We start from the raw sequence: 15,751 nt of genomic DNA on the forward strand, positions 1-15,751 counted from the left end.
ATGTCTTCACCTTCCAATGCCCCGACGCTGATCGAGCCGTCGCCCGCCGCGCTTCGCCCCGATGGCACCCAGCGCACCTATGAAGTGCGTACCCTCGGCTGCCAGATGAACGTTCACGACTCTGAGCGCCTTTCGGGGTCACTGGAATCGGCTGGCTACGTTCCCGCTGAGTTTGGCGACGAAGCCGACGTCATCGTGATCAACACCTGCGCCGTCCGTGAGAACGCGGCAGGCAAGCTGTACGGAACCCTGGGTCACTTGGCATCAGTCAAACGCCGCAAAGAGGGCATGCAGATCGCCGTCGGCGGGTGCATGGCTCAGATGGACAAGCAGGCGGTCATCGACAAGGCGCCGTACGTTGACGTGGTCTTCGGAACGCACAACCTCGGCTCCCTCCCCAGCTTGCTCGAACGCGCGCGACACAACGACGAAGCGCAACTAGAGATTCTTGAGTCCCTCGAAATCTTCCCCTCGACGCTGCCGACCAAGCGCGACTCGGTCTCCAGCGGCTGGGTATCGATCTCGGTCGGTTGCAACAACACCTGCACGTTCTGCATCGTGCCGGCGCTGCGCGGAAAAGAGAAGGACCGCCGCCCCGGCGACATTCTCAACGAGATCAAGATGCTCGTCGATGACGGCGCGGTTGAGGTCACCCTGCTCGGTCAGAACGTGAACTCCTACGGCGTTGAGTTTGGCGACCGTCAGGCATTCAGCAAGCTGCTGCGTGCCGCAGGCGAAATTGAAGGCCTGGAACGCATCCGCTTCACCAGCCCGCACCCCGCCGCCTTCACCGACGATGTCATCGACGCGATGGCCGAGACGCCGGCAGTCATGCCGTCGCTACACATGCCGTTGCAGTCTGGTTCCGACACCGTGCTCAAGGCCATGCGCCGCTCCTACCGGTCGGCGAAGTTCCTCGGCATTCTTGACCGCGTACGCGAGAAGATGCCGCACGCCGCGATCACCACTGACATCATCGTGGGCTTCCCCGGCGAGACCGAAGAAGACTTCTTGGAGACCATGCGCGTGGTCGAAGAGTCACGCTTTGCCAGCGCGTTTACCTTCCAGTACTCCATTCGCGAAGGCACACCGGCGGCCACCATGGAGAACCAGGTTCCCAAGGAGGTCGTGCAGGAGCGCTACAACCGCCTGCTCGCGCTGCAGGAGCGCGTCGGCCAGGCTGAGGCCGAGGCCCAGGTTGGGCGTGAGGTCAACGTTCTCGTCGGTGCCAGCGAAGGGCGAAAAGACGCGGCGACGCACCGCCTCTCCGGCCGCGCCGAAGACAACCGCCTGGTGCACTTCTCCGTTCCTGAGGGTTCCGAGGTTCCGCGCCCCGGCGACGTCGTCACCGTGACCGTTACCCGCGGTGCTCCCCACTACCTCGTCGCCGACGTTGCCGAGGGTGAGCAGCTGCGTATTCGCCGCACCCGTGCCGGAGACGCGTGGGACCGCTCGCAGGCCGAATCGTGCGGCGTGCCCGTACCGGCAACGACCGTCGGCGAAGACGGCAAGCGCATCGTCGGGCTTGGCCTGCCGGTGTTGCGCCCGCAGGCGTGACGCCTCGGCTGATCGCCGTCGTCGGGGCTACCGGCACAGGCAAGAGCGACCTCGCCCTCGATCTCGCCGAGGCACTTGAGCGCCGCGGCGAGCAGGCAGAAATTGTTGGCTCTGACGCCATGCAGCTGTATCGCGGCATGGATATCGGAACCGCGAAGCTGCCGGTTGCCGAAAGGCGGGGCATCGCACACCACATGCTGGATGTGCTTGACCCGGCCGAAGACGCGGCTGTTGCCTGGTATCAGGGTGAGGCACGCGCGGCGATCGAGAGCATCCAGGCCCGCGGCAATAGTGCGATCCTTGCCGGTGGGTCGGGGCTTTACGTCTCCAGCGTGCTGTTCGATTTTCAGTTTCCGCCGCGAGATGAGGCGCTGCGCGCTCGACTCGAAGGCGAGCTGATTGAGCTCGGACCGGGCGTGCTCTTTCAACGCATCGCCGAAAAAGACCCCGAGACTGCCGCGCGCATCGACCCGCACAACGGCCGCCGCATCGTTCGCGCGCTTGAAATTCTCGAACTGGGCAAAGACACACACAAGGCTGCGCTGCCGGAGACGCCCGTCAACTGGCAGCCGCACCGCATTATCGCCACCGGCATTCCGCGCGACGAGCTGGTGGTGCGCCTCGACGCTCGCGTCGAACGCATGTGGCAACAGGGCATGATTACCGAGGTTGCGGCGCTCCGCGAGCATGGTCTGGCAGACGGAACCACTGCGCCGCGCGCCATTGGCTACGCGCAGGCATTGGCGCAATTGCGAGGCGAGGCGACCGAAGACGAAGCGATCGCAGAAACGCAGGCGCTGACCAGGCGCTACGCCCGCCGCCAGGTCTCCTGGTTCCGCCGGTATCAGCATGCCGAATGGATCGACGCGCGCGAAACCCGTGCCGAGCAGCTCCTCGTCGAGCCCGACGCTATCAACTAGCTCAAGCTCGAAAAAGAGCGCGACGCCGAGCGCCGCGACGTCGTCAGTCGTCCCTAGACTGGTGACATGCCTCAGATTGCGTTCACCAAAGGCCACGGCACCGGCAACGACTTCGTCATCATCGCCGACCCAGACGGTGAGCTTGAGCTGACCGATGACCAGGTGGCAGCGCTGTGCGATCGCCACTTTGGTATTGGGGCTGACGGTCTGTTGCGCGTGGTTCGCTCCGCGGCCATCGAGGAGGGTGCGGCCATCGTCGCCGAAGATCCCGCCGCGGAGTGGTTCATGGACTATCGCAACGCCGACGGCTCGAAGGCTGAAATGTGCGGCAACGGAACGCGCGTGTTCGCGAAGTACCTGCTGGATTCGGGTCTGGCAACCATTGAGCCGGGTTCGACGTTGCCGATCGGCACCCGCGCCGGCATCAAAGATCTCACCCGCTCAGCTCAGGGATTCCAGGTCGATCTCGGCCGCTGGAAGCTGGAGAGCGCGGAGCCGCTCGTGCGCACCCGTGGCATGGCGGTGGCGCGTCCGGGCCTCAGCGTCAACCTCGGTAACCCGCACGTCGTGGTCGCTCTCGCATCAAACGCCGAGCTGGACGACCTCGATCTCGCAGTCATCCCGCATCTCGATCCCGCGCCCGCCGCCGGCGCGAACGTCGAATTTGTGGTTCCGGAAGATCCGATGATCGTTGACGGGGTCGGGCACCTTCGCATGCGCGTTTTTGAGCGTGGCGTCGGTGAGACGCTGTCGTGTGGCACGGGCATCGCCGCGGCCGCCCTCGCGGTGCGTCACTGGGCAGGGCCGCAGGCGCCGCACAATTGGCGTGTTGAGGTTCCGGGTGGTGTCGTCGCAGTGCGGATGTTCCCCACCGAAGAGGGCGAGCACGTCGCGCTCTCGGGGCCGGCATCGCTGGTCTTCAGCGGAACCATTTCGCTGGCATAGCGCGCTGGCCCACGCGGCGCGGGTACCGTTTCGAGCTAGACCAGGTTGATCGTGTCGGTGCGAGGAGTGCCGTGCTTGCGCACGCGCAACACGCGGTAGCCCTTGCTGGTGGCCGCACGAGAGGTACTGAACGTCGAGTCGAGGGTCGCGTCGAGCCAACGCTGCAGCGAGTCGGAGCCGAGGTTTCGAGCCACAACGAGCCAGGCGTCGCTTCGTTCGTCGAGGCGGGGGAGCCAGCGGCGCAGCAGGCCGTGTAGCTCATCCTTGCCGACGCGAATCGGCGGGTTGGACCAGATCGTGCGAAACACGATGTCGTCGGGAACCTCATCGGGCTTGCATACTCGCACATTCTCGAGCCCAAGCGATGCCGCGTTCTGCCGGGTCAATTCCAGCGAGCGCTCGTTGACATCGACGGCCCACACCGTCGCGTGTGGTGAGGCCATTGCCAGGCTCAGCGTGATGGGGCCCCACCCGCATCCGATGTCGAGCAGGTTTCCGCCTGGAGCCGGTGCGGGCACGTTGTTGAGCAGCACGCCGGTGCCAGCATCCAACCGGTCGGGCGAAAAGGTTCCGCCCGCCGTAGTCAGCTCCACGGCGCGGCCCTGCAGGGTGACCTGGATGGTGCGCGGGGCGTAGGAGCTGGACGGCGTGGCACTGAAATAGTGATCACTGCTCATGGGGGTTAAGACTATCGGAGCGAAGGCCGCCGTGGAGGTTAGGCTTGACTGAACCGCAGAAGCGGTGCGAGAGGACGATTACCCTGCCCAGCGAGAACGATTTTTCTGAAGACGCCCGTTCGGTTGACGACGCCGTCAACCCGGTCGCGAACGAAGCGACCGAAACGACGGGCGAGAGCGACGACGCTATTGACCCGGTGGAGCGCGTGTTGGCGCACGCTGAAAGCCGCTCCACAACGCGGGTGTTCGGTGCCGCACAGGCACTGCAAGATGCCGCCACAGCGGGCCACGGCTCGACCGACGGCGAGCAGTGGGACCTGGAGGCGCGCCACGCCCTGCGCCGCGTGCCCGGACTCTCGACCGAACTCGAAGATGTTACCGAGGTCGAGTATCGCCAGTTGCGGCTTGAGAACGTCGTGCTCATTGGCGTTTACCCGCAGGGCGCCCAGGCCGATGCCGAAAACTCGTTGCGTGAGCTGAGCGCGCTAGCCGAGACGGCCGGTGCCATCGTGCTCGACGGTCTGCTGCAGCGTCGCCCGCACCCCGACCCTGCGACCTACATCGGTCGCGGCAAGGCGCAGGAGTTGCGTGATATCGTCGCCGCGCTCGGCGCCGACACCGTCATTGCCGACTCCGAGCTTGCCCCCAGCCAGCGTCGTGCGCTGGAAGACGTGGTCAAGGTCAAGGTGATTGACCGCACCACCGTGATTCTCGACATTTTCAGCCAACACGCTAAGAGCCGTGAGGGTAAGGCGCAGGTTGAGCTTGCGCAGCTCGAGTACCTCCTTCCTCGCTTGCGTGGTTGGGGTGACTCGATGAGCCGTCAGGCCGGTGGCCAGGTTGGTGCCGGTGGTGCCGGTATGGGTTCGCGCGGCCCCGGTGAAACCAAGATTGAATTGGATCGCCGCCGCATTCGCACGCGGATGGCGCAGCTGCGTCAGCAGATTCGTGACTTCGCTCCGGCGCGCGAGGCGAAGCGTGCTGAGCGCAAGCGCCACACCATTCCGTCTGTCGCCATCGCCGGCTACACGAACGCCGGAAAATCCAGCCTGCTGAACCGCCTCACCGAGGCTGGCGTTCTGGTCGAGAACGCGCTCTTTGCCACCCTTGATGCCACGACCCGCCGCACCGAGACCGCGGACGGGCGTGTGTTCACGCTGACCGATACGGTTGGGTTTGTGCGCAACCTGCCCCACCAGCTGGTTGAGGCGTTCCGCTCCACGCTGGAGGAGGTCGCCGGGGCCGGTGTGATTCTGCACGTGGTTGATGCCGCGCACCCCGATCCGGGTAGCCAGCTTCAGACGGTTCGCGATGTGATGGCAGACGTTGGCGCTCGCGAGGCGCGCGAGATTGTGGTCTTCAACAAGGCCGACCTCGTCGATGACGACACCCGCCTGGTATTGCGCGGGCTACAGCCCGACGCGTTCTTCGTCTCCAGCCGCACCGGCGAGGGTATCCCAGAACTGCGCGCCGCCGTCGAGGCCGCACTGCCGGTTCCGGCCGTCGAAGTGCACGCCCTGATTCCGTACGACAGAGGATCGCTGGTGTCGCAGATTCACGAGAGCGGCATGCTGATCTCATCGACGCATGAGGCTGACGGAACTCTCGTGCACGCGCGGGTTGGCGAGCGCCTCGCGGCCGAGTTGCAAAAGTACGCCGTCTAAATGTGGTTCAAGTTCTTCCTTCCGGCCACCACTTCGGGCCGGAAGGACACGATCGACCGCTGGGTGCAGCTCATCGTGGGCCTGGCGCTGTACGGTTTGGCGCTTGCCCTCATGGTGCGCGCGCATATCGGTGTCGCGCCGTGGGATGTGTTGAGCTTTGGCCTGATCGAAAACTTCCACCTGAGCTACGGCATGGCAACGGTGGCCGTGTCGATCGTGGTGCTGCTGCTGTGGATTCCGCTGCGCCAACGCTTCGGCATTGGCACGCTGATGAACGGGCTCACCGTCGGCCTTTGGGCTGATCTTGCCCTGCTGGTGGTGCCGGTCACCGATGAGCTGTGGTTGCGGTGCATTTACTTCGGCGCGGGCCTCGTCATTCTCGCGTTCGCGACGGTGCTGTACATCGACGCTGACTTCGGGCCTGGCCCGCGCGATGGGCTCATGACGGGCCTGGTTCGCATCACAAAGCAGCCGGTGTGGCTGGTGCGCACGGTGCTCGAGGGCAGCGTGCTGCTGCTTGGCTGGGCGCTGATTGGATGGGGCTTCGGAACCACGGTGGGCGTTGGAACCCTGTTGTTTGCGTTTGGTGTCGGCCCGCTGATTCAGCTGTTCTTGCCACCCGTGACGCGGTGGCGCGCACGACGTTCCGCTCGTCTCGACGACCCCCGCTAACCGCTAGCCGCTAACCGCAAACCGCAAACCGCTAGCCGCTCACCCCTAGCTGAGCGCGAGCGGCGGCACATCGGCCTCGAACTCGAACACCGTCGAGAGCAAGCCCAACTCGGCCTCCAGCGACGCCACCAGGGTTTCTGGCCGGCGGAATCCGTGCCCCTCGCCCTCGAACAACAGATACGCGTGCGGCACACGATTGGCGGCCAGGGCGTCGCGAATCATCTCCGGCTGGCTTTGCGGAACCACCGGATCGTCGGTTCCCTGCTCCAGCAAGACGGGAGTCTTGATTTCCGCGGCATGCGTCAGTGGCGATCGCTCAACGTACAGATCGTTCGCCTCGGGGAGCGGGCCGATAAGGCCGTCGAAGTAACGAGATTCAAACTCGCCGTCGTCGCTGGCGAGAGCGCGGGCATCGGTGACCGGGTAGCGCGCGATGCCTGCGGCGAATCGGTCGGTGCGAGCCAACGCATTCAACACGGTCCACCCGCCGGCCGACCCGCCGCGCACCGCGATCCGGTTCGCATCGACGAGACCCGATGCCGCAAGGGCATCGGCGGCCGCCACAACATCAGCAACGTCGACAACGCCCCATTGGCCACGAAGGCGCTCGCGATAGGCGCGACCATACCCGGTGGATCCGCCGTAGTTCACGTCGCACACCGCAATACCGCGACTGGTGAAGTAGGTAATGGTGGGGGAGAGCGCCGGCGACGTGTGATCGCTAGGCCCGCCGTGCACCATGACAAGGGCGGGCGGGAGGGCGCCAGGCAACGCCTCGGCCCGAGGGTTCGTGGGGGTATAAAAGAACGCATGAACGTCGCCCTGCGGCCCCGCAAAAGTCATCGGCTCGGCGCGCGGGAGCCACTCGTCGGGCCAGGCGGCCACGCCCCCTGCCACCGGGTGCGCCACGGCCTCATCGTCAACGTCGATCACCCAGATTCCGCCCGGAACACGTTCGCCTGCCCCGCTCACCAGTGCGCGGGTTCCGTCGACGTCGTGAACCATGATTCCGGCCGATAGCGGCGTCGAAACCTCGCGCTGGCCGTCGGGCGAAATCACCACGAGACGGTCACTGCCGTCGGTACGTACCGCGAGAATGCGCCCGTCATCAAGAAGCCGGTACCACGACAGCCCCAGCACCCACAGCGCGCCACCCGTGTCGCCATCGGCGGGGGCCACGGGCAGGGAGGTGGCGGAACCAGCAGGTACGGCGCGCAGGTTCCATCGGCCGGTGCGGTCATCGGCAAAGAACAGGTCGCCGCGCGCGCTCCACTGCGGCTGGACGCCAGCGCCCTGGGATACGGAGAACGGGTGGCCTTCGGTCACGAGCGATCGCACGTAAACGTCGGCGTGATCCCACGGCATATCGGGGTGGTTCCATCCCACCCAGGCGAGATTGGCGGCATCCGGGCTAAGGGCCGGCTGCGCGACGAAATCGGTGCCGGAGGCAAGCGACACGATGGGCTCGTCGGCATCGGGGCGCGGTGCGATCATCACGATGTCGCGTTCGATACCGCCGGGGAGGCGACGCTCACGCACCGCGAGCAGCACGCCGGCGCTGAGAGTGAGCCCGCCGTAGGTTGTCGCCTCGCAGGCGGGCGTGAGCGCGCGCGGCGCCTCGCCGGGAGGAAGAACCCAGACGCGCTGGTCGCTGGCTTCAACGAAAAACACCGTGCCGTCAGCGGTGACCGTCCACGCGCCGCCGCCGTACATATGAACCCGCGAACGCACGTTAAACGGTTCCGGCAGCAGCGGCTGTTCCTGATGTTGCCGAAACACCGTCATTCTGCCGCCGACAGACTGCGCCCAATATGCCTCGCCCGAGGCAAAGGAGGCACCGTCAAAACGAGCGGAACCAGCGGCAGCGTCCGCCGCAGACAGGAGCGAGGGCCAGGAGCCGAAGGGAAGAGAACGTGCCATGTCTCGAGGTTATCGGGTGGGTCTGTCATGCGGCGCCGAAACATTTCGTCACTGAGAAACACATTTCGTCACCGAAGATTGTGGCGCCGCAAAGACCCGCCATTAGCGTGGTGCCACGACGTTCGAAACCTCATAGCTTCAGCGATATCCGGGCCAAAACCCGCCCACCGGCCGAGTGCTGGTGGGCGTGCAAACCGGCCCCATGCGCGGATGATTCACCCGGAAAGGAGACACAGATGACACATGAAATCGCCACGCTTCCGTTCTCCTTTGAGCTGTATCCGCCGCGCACAGATACCTCTGTGCAGGCGCTGCACCGCACGATTGATGAGCTCGCCGCCGTCAATCCGCAATTTATCTCCGTGACCTACGGTGCCGGCGGCTCCTCCGGGGGGCGATCGCTTGAGGTGCTGACCTACATTCGGGAGCACACCGGCGTTGATCCGCTGGCACACCTCACGTGTGTCGGCAACACCTATGCCGGCGCGACAGCGCTGATTCGCGAATTCTTGGATGCCGGAATCTCCAGCTTCCTGGCGCTACGCGGCGACCCGCCCGCAGGCACCCGCGAGGAAGACATCTATCTCGGCGACCTGGAAAGCTCGGCCCAGCTCGTGCAGCTCATCGACCGCGTGCAAGCCGAACGGGTGCCGTTCCGGCAAAGCGATGTTCCCGGAATTCCGGGTGCTGCCCGTGTCGATCGGCGCAGTCGCGTGAATATCGCCGTCGCCGCATTTCCCAATGGGCATCCGCGATCTCGCCACGCGAGGGAGCACATTGACGCACTGCTGGCCAAGCAGGCGGCTGGCGCGACCTTGGCAATTACGCAACTGTTCTTCCACGCCGACGCGTACCTGGCATTCGTTGAGCGCGCGCGTCAGGCTGGCGTCACGATTCCGATCCTGCCCGGCATCATGCCGATCACGAATCCGGCCCGGCTCAATCGCGTGCTGGAGCTCAGCGGTGAAGAGCTTCCCAGCGAGCTGGCTATCGCGCTCGAGATTGAGCCCACCGCCGAGGGTCAGCGCGACCTGGGCATCGAGTATGCCGCCAACCTCGCGCGCGCCGTCGCGGATGGCGGCGCACCCGGCATTCACCTTTACGCCTTCAACAATCACGACACGGTTCTCGCGGTACTTCGCGAGGCCGGAATCCTCATCCAAAAGGAGAACGTACGATGACCTTCCCCGCAGGCACCATCCTCGGCTATCCGCGCATCGGGCGTCAGCGCGAGCTTAAGCGCGCCGTGGAGTCGCACTGGGCCGGAAAGACCGACGCTGACGCGCTGGAGGCGACCGTGGCGTCGCTTCGCGAGGCCACGCGTGCGCGTCTCGCCGAGCTCGGGCTCGGTCGGGCCGACTCATCGATTCCGGAGTCCTTCTCCTTCTACGACCAGGTGCTTGACGCTGCCGTCACCCTGGGGGCGCTTCCGACGCGCTTTTCACACTTGCGCCGCGAAGACGGAACCTTTGGGCTCGACGCGCTGTTTACCGCTGCTCGCGGAGACGGCGACCGGGCACCGCTGGAGATGACCAAGTGGTTTGACACCAACTACCACTACCTGGTTCCAGAAATCGACGAGAACACCGTGTTCTCGCTTTCGAGCACCCGCTTTGCGGACCAGGTCGCTGAGGCGCGTGCCGATGGATTCGTCACGCGTCCGGTCATTGTCGGCCCGGTGACGTTCTTGGCGCTCGCCAAGGCGAGCGATGAGGCAGCCGAAGGATTCTCGCCGCTGTCCCGGCTCGCAGACGTACTTGGGGTGTACGTCGAACTGTTGGCGGCGTTGAAGGATGCCGGTGCCGAGTGGGTGCAGCTGGACGAACCAGCGCTCGTGAGCGAGAGCCTGCCGTACAGCCCGGCGGAGCTCGCCGAGGCTACACGTGTCGCCTACGACGTTCTCGCGAACGCCGCCGACCGTCCTCAGATTTTGGTGGCCGCCGGCTACGCGCAGCTCTCGCCTGAAGCGTGGAGCGTACTCGCCGCCTCTGGCGTCGACGGCATCGCGATCGACCTGCGTCGTGGTTCCGTCCCCGCGGCCGTCCCGGGGCTCGACAACAAAGTCTTGGTCGGCGGCGTGATTGACGGCCGAAACATCTGGCGCGGCGACCTCGCCGGCGCGTTTGACACGCTCGAGGAGCTGCGAGCTCTGGGCACGGCTCAGGTGGCCGCCGGAACCACGACATCGCTGCAGCATGTGCCGCACGACGTCGCGGATGAGACGCAACTGCACCCTCGCCTCGTGTCGTGGCTGGCGTTTGCCGATCAGAAGGTCGCACAGATCGTGACGCTCGCCGCTGGCCTCGTGGACGGTCGCGAGGCGATTGTCGGTGAGCTGGATGCGGCAACCGCGGCGCTGGCCGATCGTGCCGTAGCGCCCGGCGTTCGCGTTGACGCGGTCCGGGCGCGCACCGCAGCGCTTCACACCGACGACTTTGTGCGTGGAAACGAGGAAGAACGAGTCGCCGCGCAAGACGCCGCCCTCGCGTTGCCCGTGCTGCCGACCACAACGATTGGTTCCTTCCCGCAGACGGGGGAGATCCGCAAGGCTCGCGCCGCCCACGCGCGCGGCGAGATTGACGACGCCGCCTACGACGAGTTCTTGAAGGCTGAGATCAGCCGCGTGATCGATCTGCAGCACGATCTCGACATCGACGTGCTGGTTCACGGTGAGGCCGAGCGCAACGACATGGTGCAGTACTTCGCCGAGTTGCTGGATGGCTTTGCCGTCACGCAAAACGGTTGGGTGCAGTCCTACGGTTCGCGCGCTACCCGCCCGTCGCTGCTGTGGGGCGACGTGTCGCGACCCGCGCCCATGACGGTGCGGTGGGCTGAGTATGCGCAGTCGCTGAGCGAAAAACACGTGAAGGGCATGCTCACCGGGCCGGTCACGATTCTGGCGTGGTCGTTCGTTCGCGATGACCAGCCGCTGGCTGAGACCGCCAACCAGGCGGGTCTCGCGTTGCGCGATGAGATTGCCGATCTGGAGAATGCCGGTATTGCGATCATCCAGGTCGACGAACCGGCACTGCGCGAATTGCTGCCCCTGAAGACGGCCGATCAGGCCGCGTATCTGGACTGGTCGGTCGGATCGTTCCGGCTGGCAACGGCAGGCGTTGCGGATGCCACCCAGATTCACACCCACCTGTGTTACTCCGAGTTTGCCGTCGTCATCGACGCGATTACGGCGCTCGATGCTGACGTGACCTCCATTGAGGCAGCGCGCAGCCGCGGTGAAGTGATTGACGACATTCGTGACGCGGGCTTCCCGCACGGCGTTGGCCCCGGTGTTTGGGACATTCACTCGCCGCGCGTTCCGTCGGTCGATGAGCAGGAGTCGATTCTGCAGCGCGCAGCCGATGCCCTGCCGCACAAGCTCATTTGGGCAAACCCAGACTGCGGACTCAAGACGCGTGGCTACGACGAAACGGTCGAGTCGCTGCGGAACCTCGTGGCCGCCACCAAGAACGTGCGCGAAAAGATCGGCGCTTAACGGCCCACCTACAGAATCGGCCTCACCTGCCCTGTCGGGCGAGTGAGGCCGATTTCGTGTGTCGTGCTTAGGGTTTCGTGTGTAGTGCTCAGACGGCGCGGAGCACGGCGACAACCTTGCCGAGAATGGTTGATTCGTCGCCGAGGATCGGCTCGAAAGCGCTGTTGCGTGGCAGCAGCCACGTGTGGCCGTCGCGGCGTCGCAGAACCTTTACGGTCGCCTCATCGTTGAGCATGGCCGCGACGATGTCACCGTTCTCGGCATCGCTCTGAACGCGAACGACCACCCAGTCGCCATCGCAAATGGCCGCGTCGATCATCGACTCACCGTTGACCTTGAGCATGAACAGTTCGCCCTTGCCAACGAGCTGGCGGGGGAGCGGGAAGATCTCTTCAACCTGCTGTTCTGCGGTGATGGGAATGCCCGCGGCAATTTGGCCGACGAGTGGAACCAGGGCTGCGTCGCCGACGGCGGGTGCTGCGTCTGCGGGGTTTTCGGTAGCGATGCCCGGAATGTCGATGAGCACCTCCATGGCACGGGTCTTACCCGGGTCGCGGCGGAGGTATCCGCTCAACTCGAGCTGACCGAGCTGGTGCGTGACGCTGCTGAGCGACTTCAGGTTCACCGCGTCACCGATCTCGCGCATGCTCGGCGGATACCCGTTGCGTGCGATCGAGCGTTGAATGACCTCAAGGATGGCCATTTGCTTGTCGCTGAGGTTCTTGCGGCGACGCGTGCGTGGGGCCTCGTTGCCCGCACCGTTCACGGTCTCTTCGGCGCTCATTGCGTTCTCCTTATGCCACTCAACGACCAATGTCGGAGGTTGATGATGTGCTTTCGCTATCGAAACCGTATCCGACTTTCCGGGCAAACAGAGACTTTTGTTCGAGTGTGTCGGAACAAATTTTGAGAAGTCGTTCGAAAAATAGGTTGACATGTTCGAAGATCGAACATAGATTCGGAACGTAGCTTCGGTTCCGGTTCTCCCGGCCGAGAACCGGGCCGAAGCACACCATAAGGAGGAATCATGAGCACGATCAGCATCAACGCCAACGGTGGCCCCGTTCGTGTCGTTCAGGCATCCGTTGCCGGCGCTATCTCCAACCGCACCATCATGGCCACGCGCTTGCGCATCACCGAGCGCGGTCGTCGGGTGCTTGCGGCCCTCGTGGCGCTTCCGATTGTTGTTGCCGTCGTCATCGCCGTGTTGAGCGGCGGCACGGCCCTCGCGTCTCTCGATGAGGGCGGAGCGCCGGTGACCTTCGAAACCATTAACGTCATGCCGGGCGACACGTTGTGGTCGCTCGCGGGTGAGATCGCGCCAGCTGCCGACCCCCGTGATGTCATCGACGCCATTGTTTCGCTCAACGCATTGCCGTCTTCGGCCATTGTTCCCGGTCAGACGCTGTCGATTCCGGCTGAGTACACGAAGTAGGCGCACGTCTCGATTCTGCGCTGAGAAGCCGGGATGGGCGTAGCGAGATGGCACGTAATTTTCTCGACATAGATTTCGGCGGCCGTACTCCGCAGACCTACGATGGGGGAGTGACGATCTCCTTCAGTGATCTACCCATCCGCGACGAGTTTCGCGGGATGACACCGTATGGCGCGCCGCAGGCTCCGCTGCCAGTCGCACTGAACGTCAACGAGAACACGCATCCGATTCCAGACGACGTGGCAACCGATATCGTCGATTCGGTGTCGCTCGCGGTGCGTGATCTGAACCGCTACCCCGACCGAGAGTTCAGCCTGTTGCGGGAGGCATTTGCCGGCTATCTCGGGCACGGCTTGAGTGCCGAGAACGTGTGGGCGGCAAATGGCTCGAACGAGGTGTTGCAACACATCTTGCAGGCGTTTGCCGGTCCTGACCGAACGGTCATGGGTTTTGGCCCCACCTATTCGATGTATCCGCTTCTCACGCAGGCCACCGGAGCCCAATGGTTTGCGGGAGAGCGTGGCCCCGACTTCTCCCTCACCGCGGCATCCGCGGTGGCACAGGTCGAAGAGGTCAACCCGAACGTCATCTTGCTTTGCGCGCCCAATAATCCCACAGGCACGCCGCTGCCACTTGATGTGATCGCCGCCGTCTATGACGCGACCGACGGCATTGTGGTGGTTGATGAGGCCTACTTCGAGTTCGCGCCGCACGACGCGCCCAGTGCGCTGACTCTGCTCGACGGACGCCCGCGCCTGGTGGTGTCGCGCACCATGAGCAAGGCATTCGCCTTCGCTGGTGCGCGCGTTGGCTACCTCGCCGCAGACCCAGCATTTATTGATGCTCTTCGCCTGGTTCGCTTGCCGTACCACCTCAGCTCATTGACGCAGGTTGCCGCGCTTGCAGCCCTCCGTCACGCCGACACCATGCTCGCCACCGTCGACAACATCGTTGAACAGCGTGATCGCATTTCAGCGACCCTCACGGCGCTGGGCTATCGGCCATACGAATCGTGGACCAACTTCGTGCTGTTCGGCGGTGTGGCCGACCCGCAGGCGACATTCCTCGCCCTCTATGAGCGCGGCATCCTGATCCGCGATGTGGGAATCCCGGGGCACATGCGCGTGTCTGCCGGTACCGAAGAAGAAACGACCGCGTTCCTCGACGCGCTAGCCTCGCTAGAATTCTGAATATGACTGCGCACCGTACCGCATCCCGTCGCCGTTCTACGAGCGAGTCAACGATTGAGCTTGAGCTCAACCTCGATGGCACCGGTCAAAGCTCGATCGACACGTCTGTGCCGTTTTTCGATCACATGCTGACCGCGTTTGCCAAGCACTCGCTGACCGACCTCACCGTCAAGGCCACCGGCGACACTGACATTGACGCCCACCACACCGTCGAAGACACCGCGATCGTGCTCGGCCAGGCTATTCGTGAGGCGCTCGGAGACAAGGCCGGAATCTCCCGCTACGGCGATGCATTGGTTCCGCTCGACGAGGCACTCGCACAGGCCGTCGTCGATATTTCTGGTCGTCCCTTCTTGGTTCACACGGGCGAGCCGGCCGGTTTCGAATTTCACCGCATTGGCGGCCACTTCACGGGCTCACTCGTTCGCCACGTGTTCGAAGCAATCACGCTCAACGCCGGCCTCACCGTGCACGTCAATGTGATCGCCGGGCGCGACCCTCACCACATCGCAGAGGCCGAGTTCAAGGCCTTTGCTCGTGCCTTCCGCCAGGCGAAGGCGCTTGACCCGCTCGTCTCCGGCATTCCCAGCACCAAGGGCGCGTTGTGACCCGCCCCGTCGTCGCCGTTCTCGACTACGGTTCCGGCAACGTGCACTCTGCCGTCAAGGCGCTTGATGCGGCCGGTGCCGATGCTCGGCTCACCAAAGACAAAAAACTCATCATGGACGCTCACGGGCTCGTCGTGCCCGGCGTTGGCGCATTCGCGGCCGTCATGGAGGCGTTGCGCGCCGAACGATCCGAAGAGCTGATCGACCGTCGCCTGGCCGGCGGACGACCTGTGCTGGGCATTTGCGTCGGCATGCAGGTGATGTTTGAGCGCGGCGTGGAGCGTGGCGTTGGTGCCGAGGGGCTCGGTGAGTGGCCCGGCGTCGTGCGTGAAATTGAAGCGCCGATTCTCCCGCACATGGGCTGGAACACCGTCGAGGCCGGGGAGGGCAGCACGCTGTTTCGCGGCATCGAAGATGAGCGCTTCTATTTTGTGCACTCCAACGCCGCGCAAGACTGGACGCTCGAGGTGACGCCGCCGTTTCCGCAACCGACGGTGACGTGGGCGACGCACCACTCCCGTTTCATCGCCGCGGTCGAAAATGGCCCGCTATCGGCGACTCAATTTCACCCCGAAAAGTCGGGTGCAGCCGGCATTGCGCTGCTCTCGAATTGGATCGGCACGCTCGGCGGGACTACGCTCTAACGTCTATGCCGTTTGCACGAAGCTTG

14 protein-coding genes are annotated in these 15,751 nt (G+C 64.5%); 11 read left to right on the top strand and 3 right to left on the bottom strand.

Going from position 1 to position 15,751, the window contains the following annotated elements; genetic code table 11:
• The 3 genes from miaB (at position 1) to dapF (ending at position 3,422) form a co-directional block, all read left to right on the top strand.
• Complete coding sequence (gene miaB, locus FVP60_RS08295; RefSeq protein ID WP_147825794.1) at positions 1–1,557, top strand: tRNA (N6-isopentenyl adenosine(37)-C2)-methylthiotransferase MiaB; 1,557 nt, start codon at positions 1–3, stop codon at positions 1,555–1,557.
• Positions 1,554–2,477, top strand: coding sequence for a tRNA (adenosine(37)-N6)-dimethylallyltransferase MiaA (gene miaA / locus FVP60_RS08300; protein WP_147825795.1), 924 nt, complete (start codon positions 1,554–1,556; stop codon positions 2,475–2,477). The genes miaB and miaA overlap by 4 nt, the downstream gene beginning before the upstream one ends.
• A 66-nt stretch (positions 2,478–2,543) precedes the next feature.
• A complete protein-coding gene (dapF, locus tag FVP60_RS08305; protein WP_147825796.1) occupies positions 2,544–3,422 on the top strand; it encodes a diaminopimelate epimerase in 879 nt (292 codons plus the stop codon).
• A gap of 35 nt (positions 3,423–3,457) precedes the next feature.
• On the opposite strand, the gene FVP60_RS08310 is transcribed toward dapF, so the two are convergent.
• Complete coding sequence (locus tag FVP60_RS08310) at positions 3,458–4,099, bottom strand: class I SAM-dependent methyltransferase (RefSeq protein WP_147825797.1); 642 nt, start codon at positions 4,097–4,099, stop codon at positions 3,458–3,460.
• Positions 4,100–4,296: 197 nt separating this feature from the next.
• Between FVP60_RS08310 and hflX the strand changes: the two genes are divergently transcribed.
• Positions 4,297–5,763: a GTPase HflX gene (hflX, locus tag FVP60_RS08315; protein ID WP_246132543.1), complete on the top strand. Its 1,467-nt coding sequence runs from the start codon at positions 4,297–4,299 to the stop codon at positions 5,761–5,763.
• On the top strand, positions 5,764–6,435 hold the full coding sequence (gene yczE, locus FVP60_RS08320) for a membrane protein YczE (protein WP_147825798.1): 672 nt from the start codon (positions 5,764–5,766) through the stop codon (positions 6,433–6,435).
• Positions 6,436–6,480: 45 nt separating this feature from the next.
• Here yczE and FVP60_RS08325 read toward each other — a convergent pair whose 3' ends face one another.
• Entirely contained in the window at positions 6,481–8,355 is a 1,875-nt protein-coding gene (locus tag FVP60_RS08325; RefSeq protein WP_147825799.1) for a S9 family peptidase, read from the bottom strand.
• A 236-nt stretch (positions 8,356–8,591) separates the two neighbouring features.
• On the opposite strand from FVP60_RS08325, the gene FVP60_RS08330 reads away from it, so the two are divergent.
• The gene (locus FVP60_RS08330) at positions 8,592–9,536 is read left to right on the top strand and encodes a methylenetetrahydrofolate reductase (RefSeq protein WP_147825800.1); all 945 of its coding nucleotides are present in this window, start codon (positions 8,592–8,594) and stop codon (positions 9,534–9,536) included.
• Entirely contained in the window at positions 9,533–11,848 is a 2,316-nt protein-coding gene (gene metE, locus FVP60_RS08335) for a 5-methyltetrahydropteroyltriglutamate--homocysteine S-methyltransferase (protein ID WP_147825801.1), read from the top strand. Before FVP60_RS08330 ends, metE begins: the two co-directional genes overlap by 4 nt.
• Before the next feature lie 88 nt (positions 11,849–11,936).
• On the opposite strand, the gene lexA is transcribed toward metE, so the two are convergent.
• Positions 11,937–12,632 (bottom strand): transcriptional repressor LexA, encoded by a 696-nt coding sequence (gene lexA / locus FVP60_RS08340; RefSeq protein ID WP_147825802.1) that lies wholly within the window; start codon positions 12,630–12,632, stop codon positions 11,937–11,939.
• A 243-nt stretch (positions 12,633–12,875) separates the two neighbouring features.
• Between lexA and FVP60_RS08345 the strand changes: the two genes are divergently transcribed.
• The 4 genes from FVP60_RS08345 (at position 12,876) to hisH (ending at position 15,725) form a co-directional block, all read left to right on the top strand.
• Complete coding sequence (locus FVP60_RS08345; protein WP_147825803.1) at positions 12,876–13,283, top strand: LysM peptidoglycan-binding domain-containing protein; 408 nt, start codon at positions 12,876–12,878, stop codon at positions 13,281–13,283.
• A gap of 158 nt (positions 13,284–13,441) precedes the next feature.
• Positions 13,442–14,473 carry a histidinol-phosphate transaminase gene (locus tag FVP60_RS08350; RefSeq protein ID WP_246132545.1) on the top strand — a complete coding sequence of 344 codons (1,032 nt, stop codon included), beginning with the start codon at positions 13,442–13,444 and terminating at the stop codon, positions 14,471–14,473.
• Between the two features lie 2 nt (positions 14,474–14,475).
• The gene (hisB, locus tag FVP60_RS08355) at positions 14,476–15,081 is read left to right on the top strand and encodes an imidazoleglycerol-phosphate dehydratase HisB (RefSeq protein WP_147825805.1); all 606 of its coding nucleotides are present in this window, start codon (positions 14,476–14,478) and stop codon (positions 15,079–15,081) included.
• The gene (gene hisH / locus FVP60_RS08360; protein ID WP_147825806.1) at positions 15,078–15,725 is read left to right on the top strand and encodes an imidazole glycerol phosphate synthase subunit HisH; all 648 of its coding nucleotides are present in this window, start codon (positions 15,078–15,080) and stop codon (positions 15,723–15,725) included. Before hisB ends, hisH begins: the two co-directional genes overlap by 4 nt.
• Positions 15,726–15,751: the final 26 nt, after the last annotated feature.

Source organism: Microbacterium mitrae (genome assembly GCF_008017445.1).
In the GTDB taxonomy this organism is placed as follows: Bacteria; Actinomycetota; Actinomycetes; order Actinomycetales; family Microbacteriaceae; genus Microbacterium; species Microbacterium mitrae.

Bases quoted from the DNA above. Each gene is read 5' to 3' on its own strand.
- hisB (WP_147825805.1), top strand. From the start codon at position 14,476: ATGACTGCGCACCGTACCGCATCCCGTCGCCGTTCTACGAGCGAGTCA.
- FVP60_RS08330 (WP_147825800.1), top strand. From the start codon at position 8,592: ATGACACATGAAATCGCCACGCTTCCGTTCTCCTTTGAGCTGTATCCG.
- dapF (WP_147825796.1), top strand. From the start codon at position 2,544: ATGCCTCAGATTGCGTTCACCAAAGGCCACGGCACCGGCAACGACTTC.
- metE (WP_147825801.1), top strand. From the start codon at position 9,533: ATGACCTTCCCCGCAGGCACCATCCTCGGCTATCCGCGCATCGGGCGT.
- lexA (WP_147825802.1), bottom strand. From the start codon at position 12,632: ATGAGCGCCGAAGAGACCGTGAACGGTGCGGGCAACGAGGCCCCACGC.
- FVP60_RS08325 (WP_147825799.1), bottom strand. From the start codon at position 8,355: ATGGCACGTTCTCTTCCCTTCGGCTCCTGGCCCTCGCTCCTGTCTGCG.
- FVP60_RS08310 (WP_147825797.1), bottom strand. From the start codon at position 4,099: ATGAGCAGTGATCACTATTTCAGTGCCACGCCGTCCAGCTCCTACGCC.
- miaB (WP_147825794.1), top strand. From the start codon at position 1: ATGTCTTCACCTTCCAATGCCCCGACGCTGATCGAGCCGTCGCCCGCC.
- FVP60_RS08350 (WP_246132545.1), top strand. From the start codon at position 13,442: ATGACACCGTATGGCGCGCCGCAGGCTCCGCTGCCAGTCGCACTGAAC.
- yczE (WP_147825798.1), top strand. From the start codon at position 5,764: ATGTGGTTCAAGTTCTTCCTTCCGGCCACCACTTCGGGCCGGAAGGAC.
- FVP60_RS08345 (WP_147825803.1), top strand. From the start codon at position 12,876: ATGAGCACGATCAGCATCAACGCCAACGGTGGCCCCGTTCGTGTCGTT.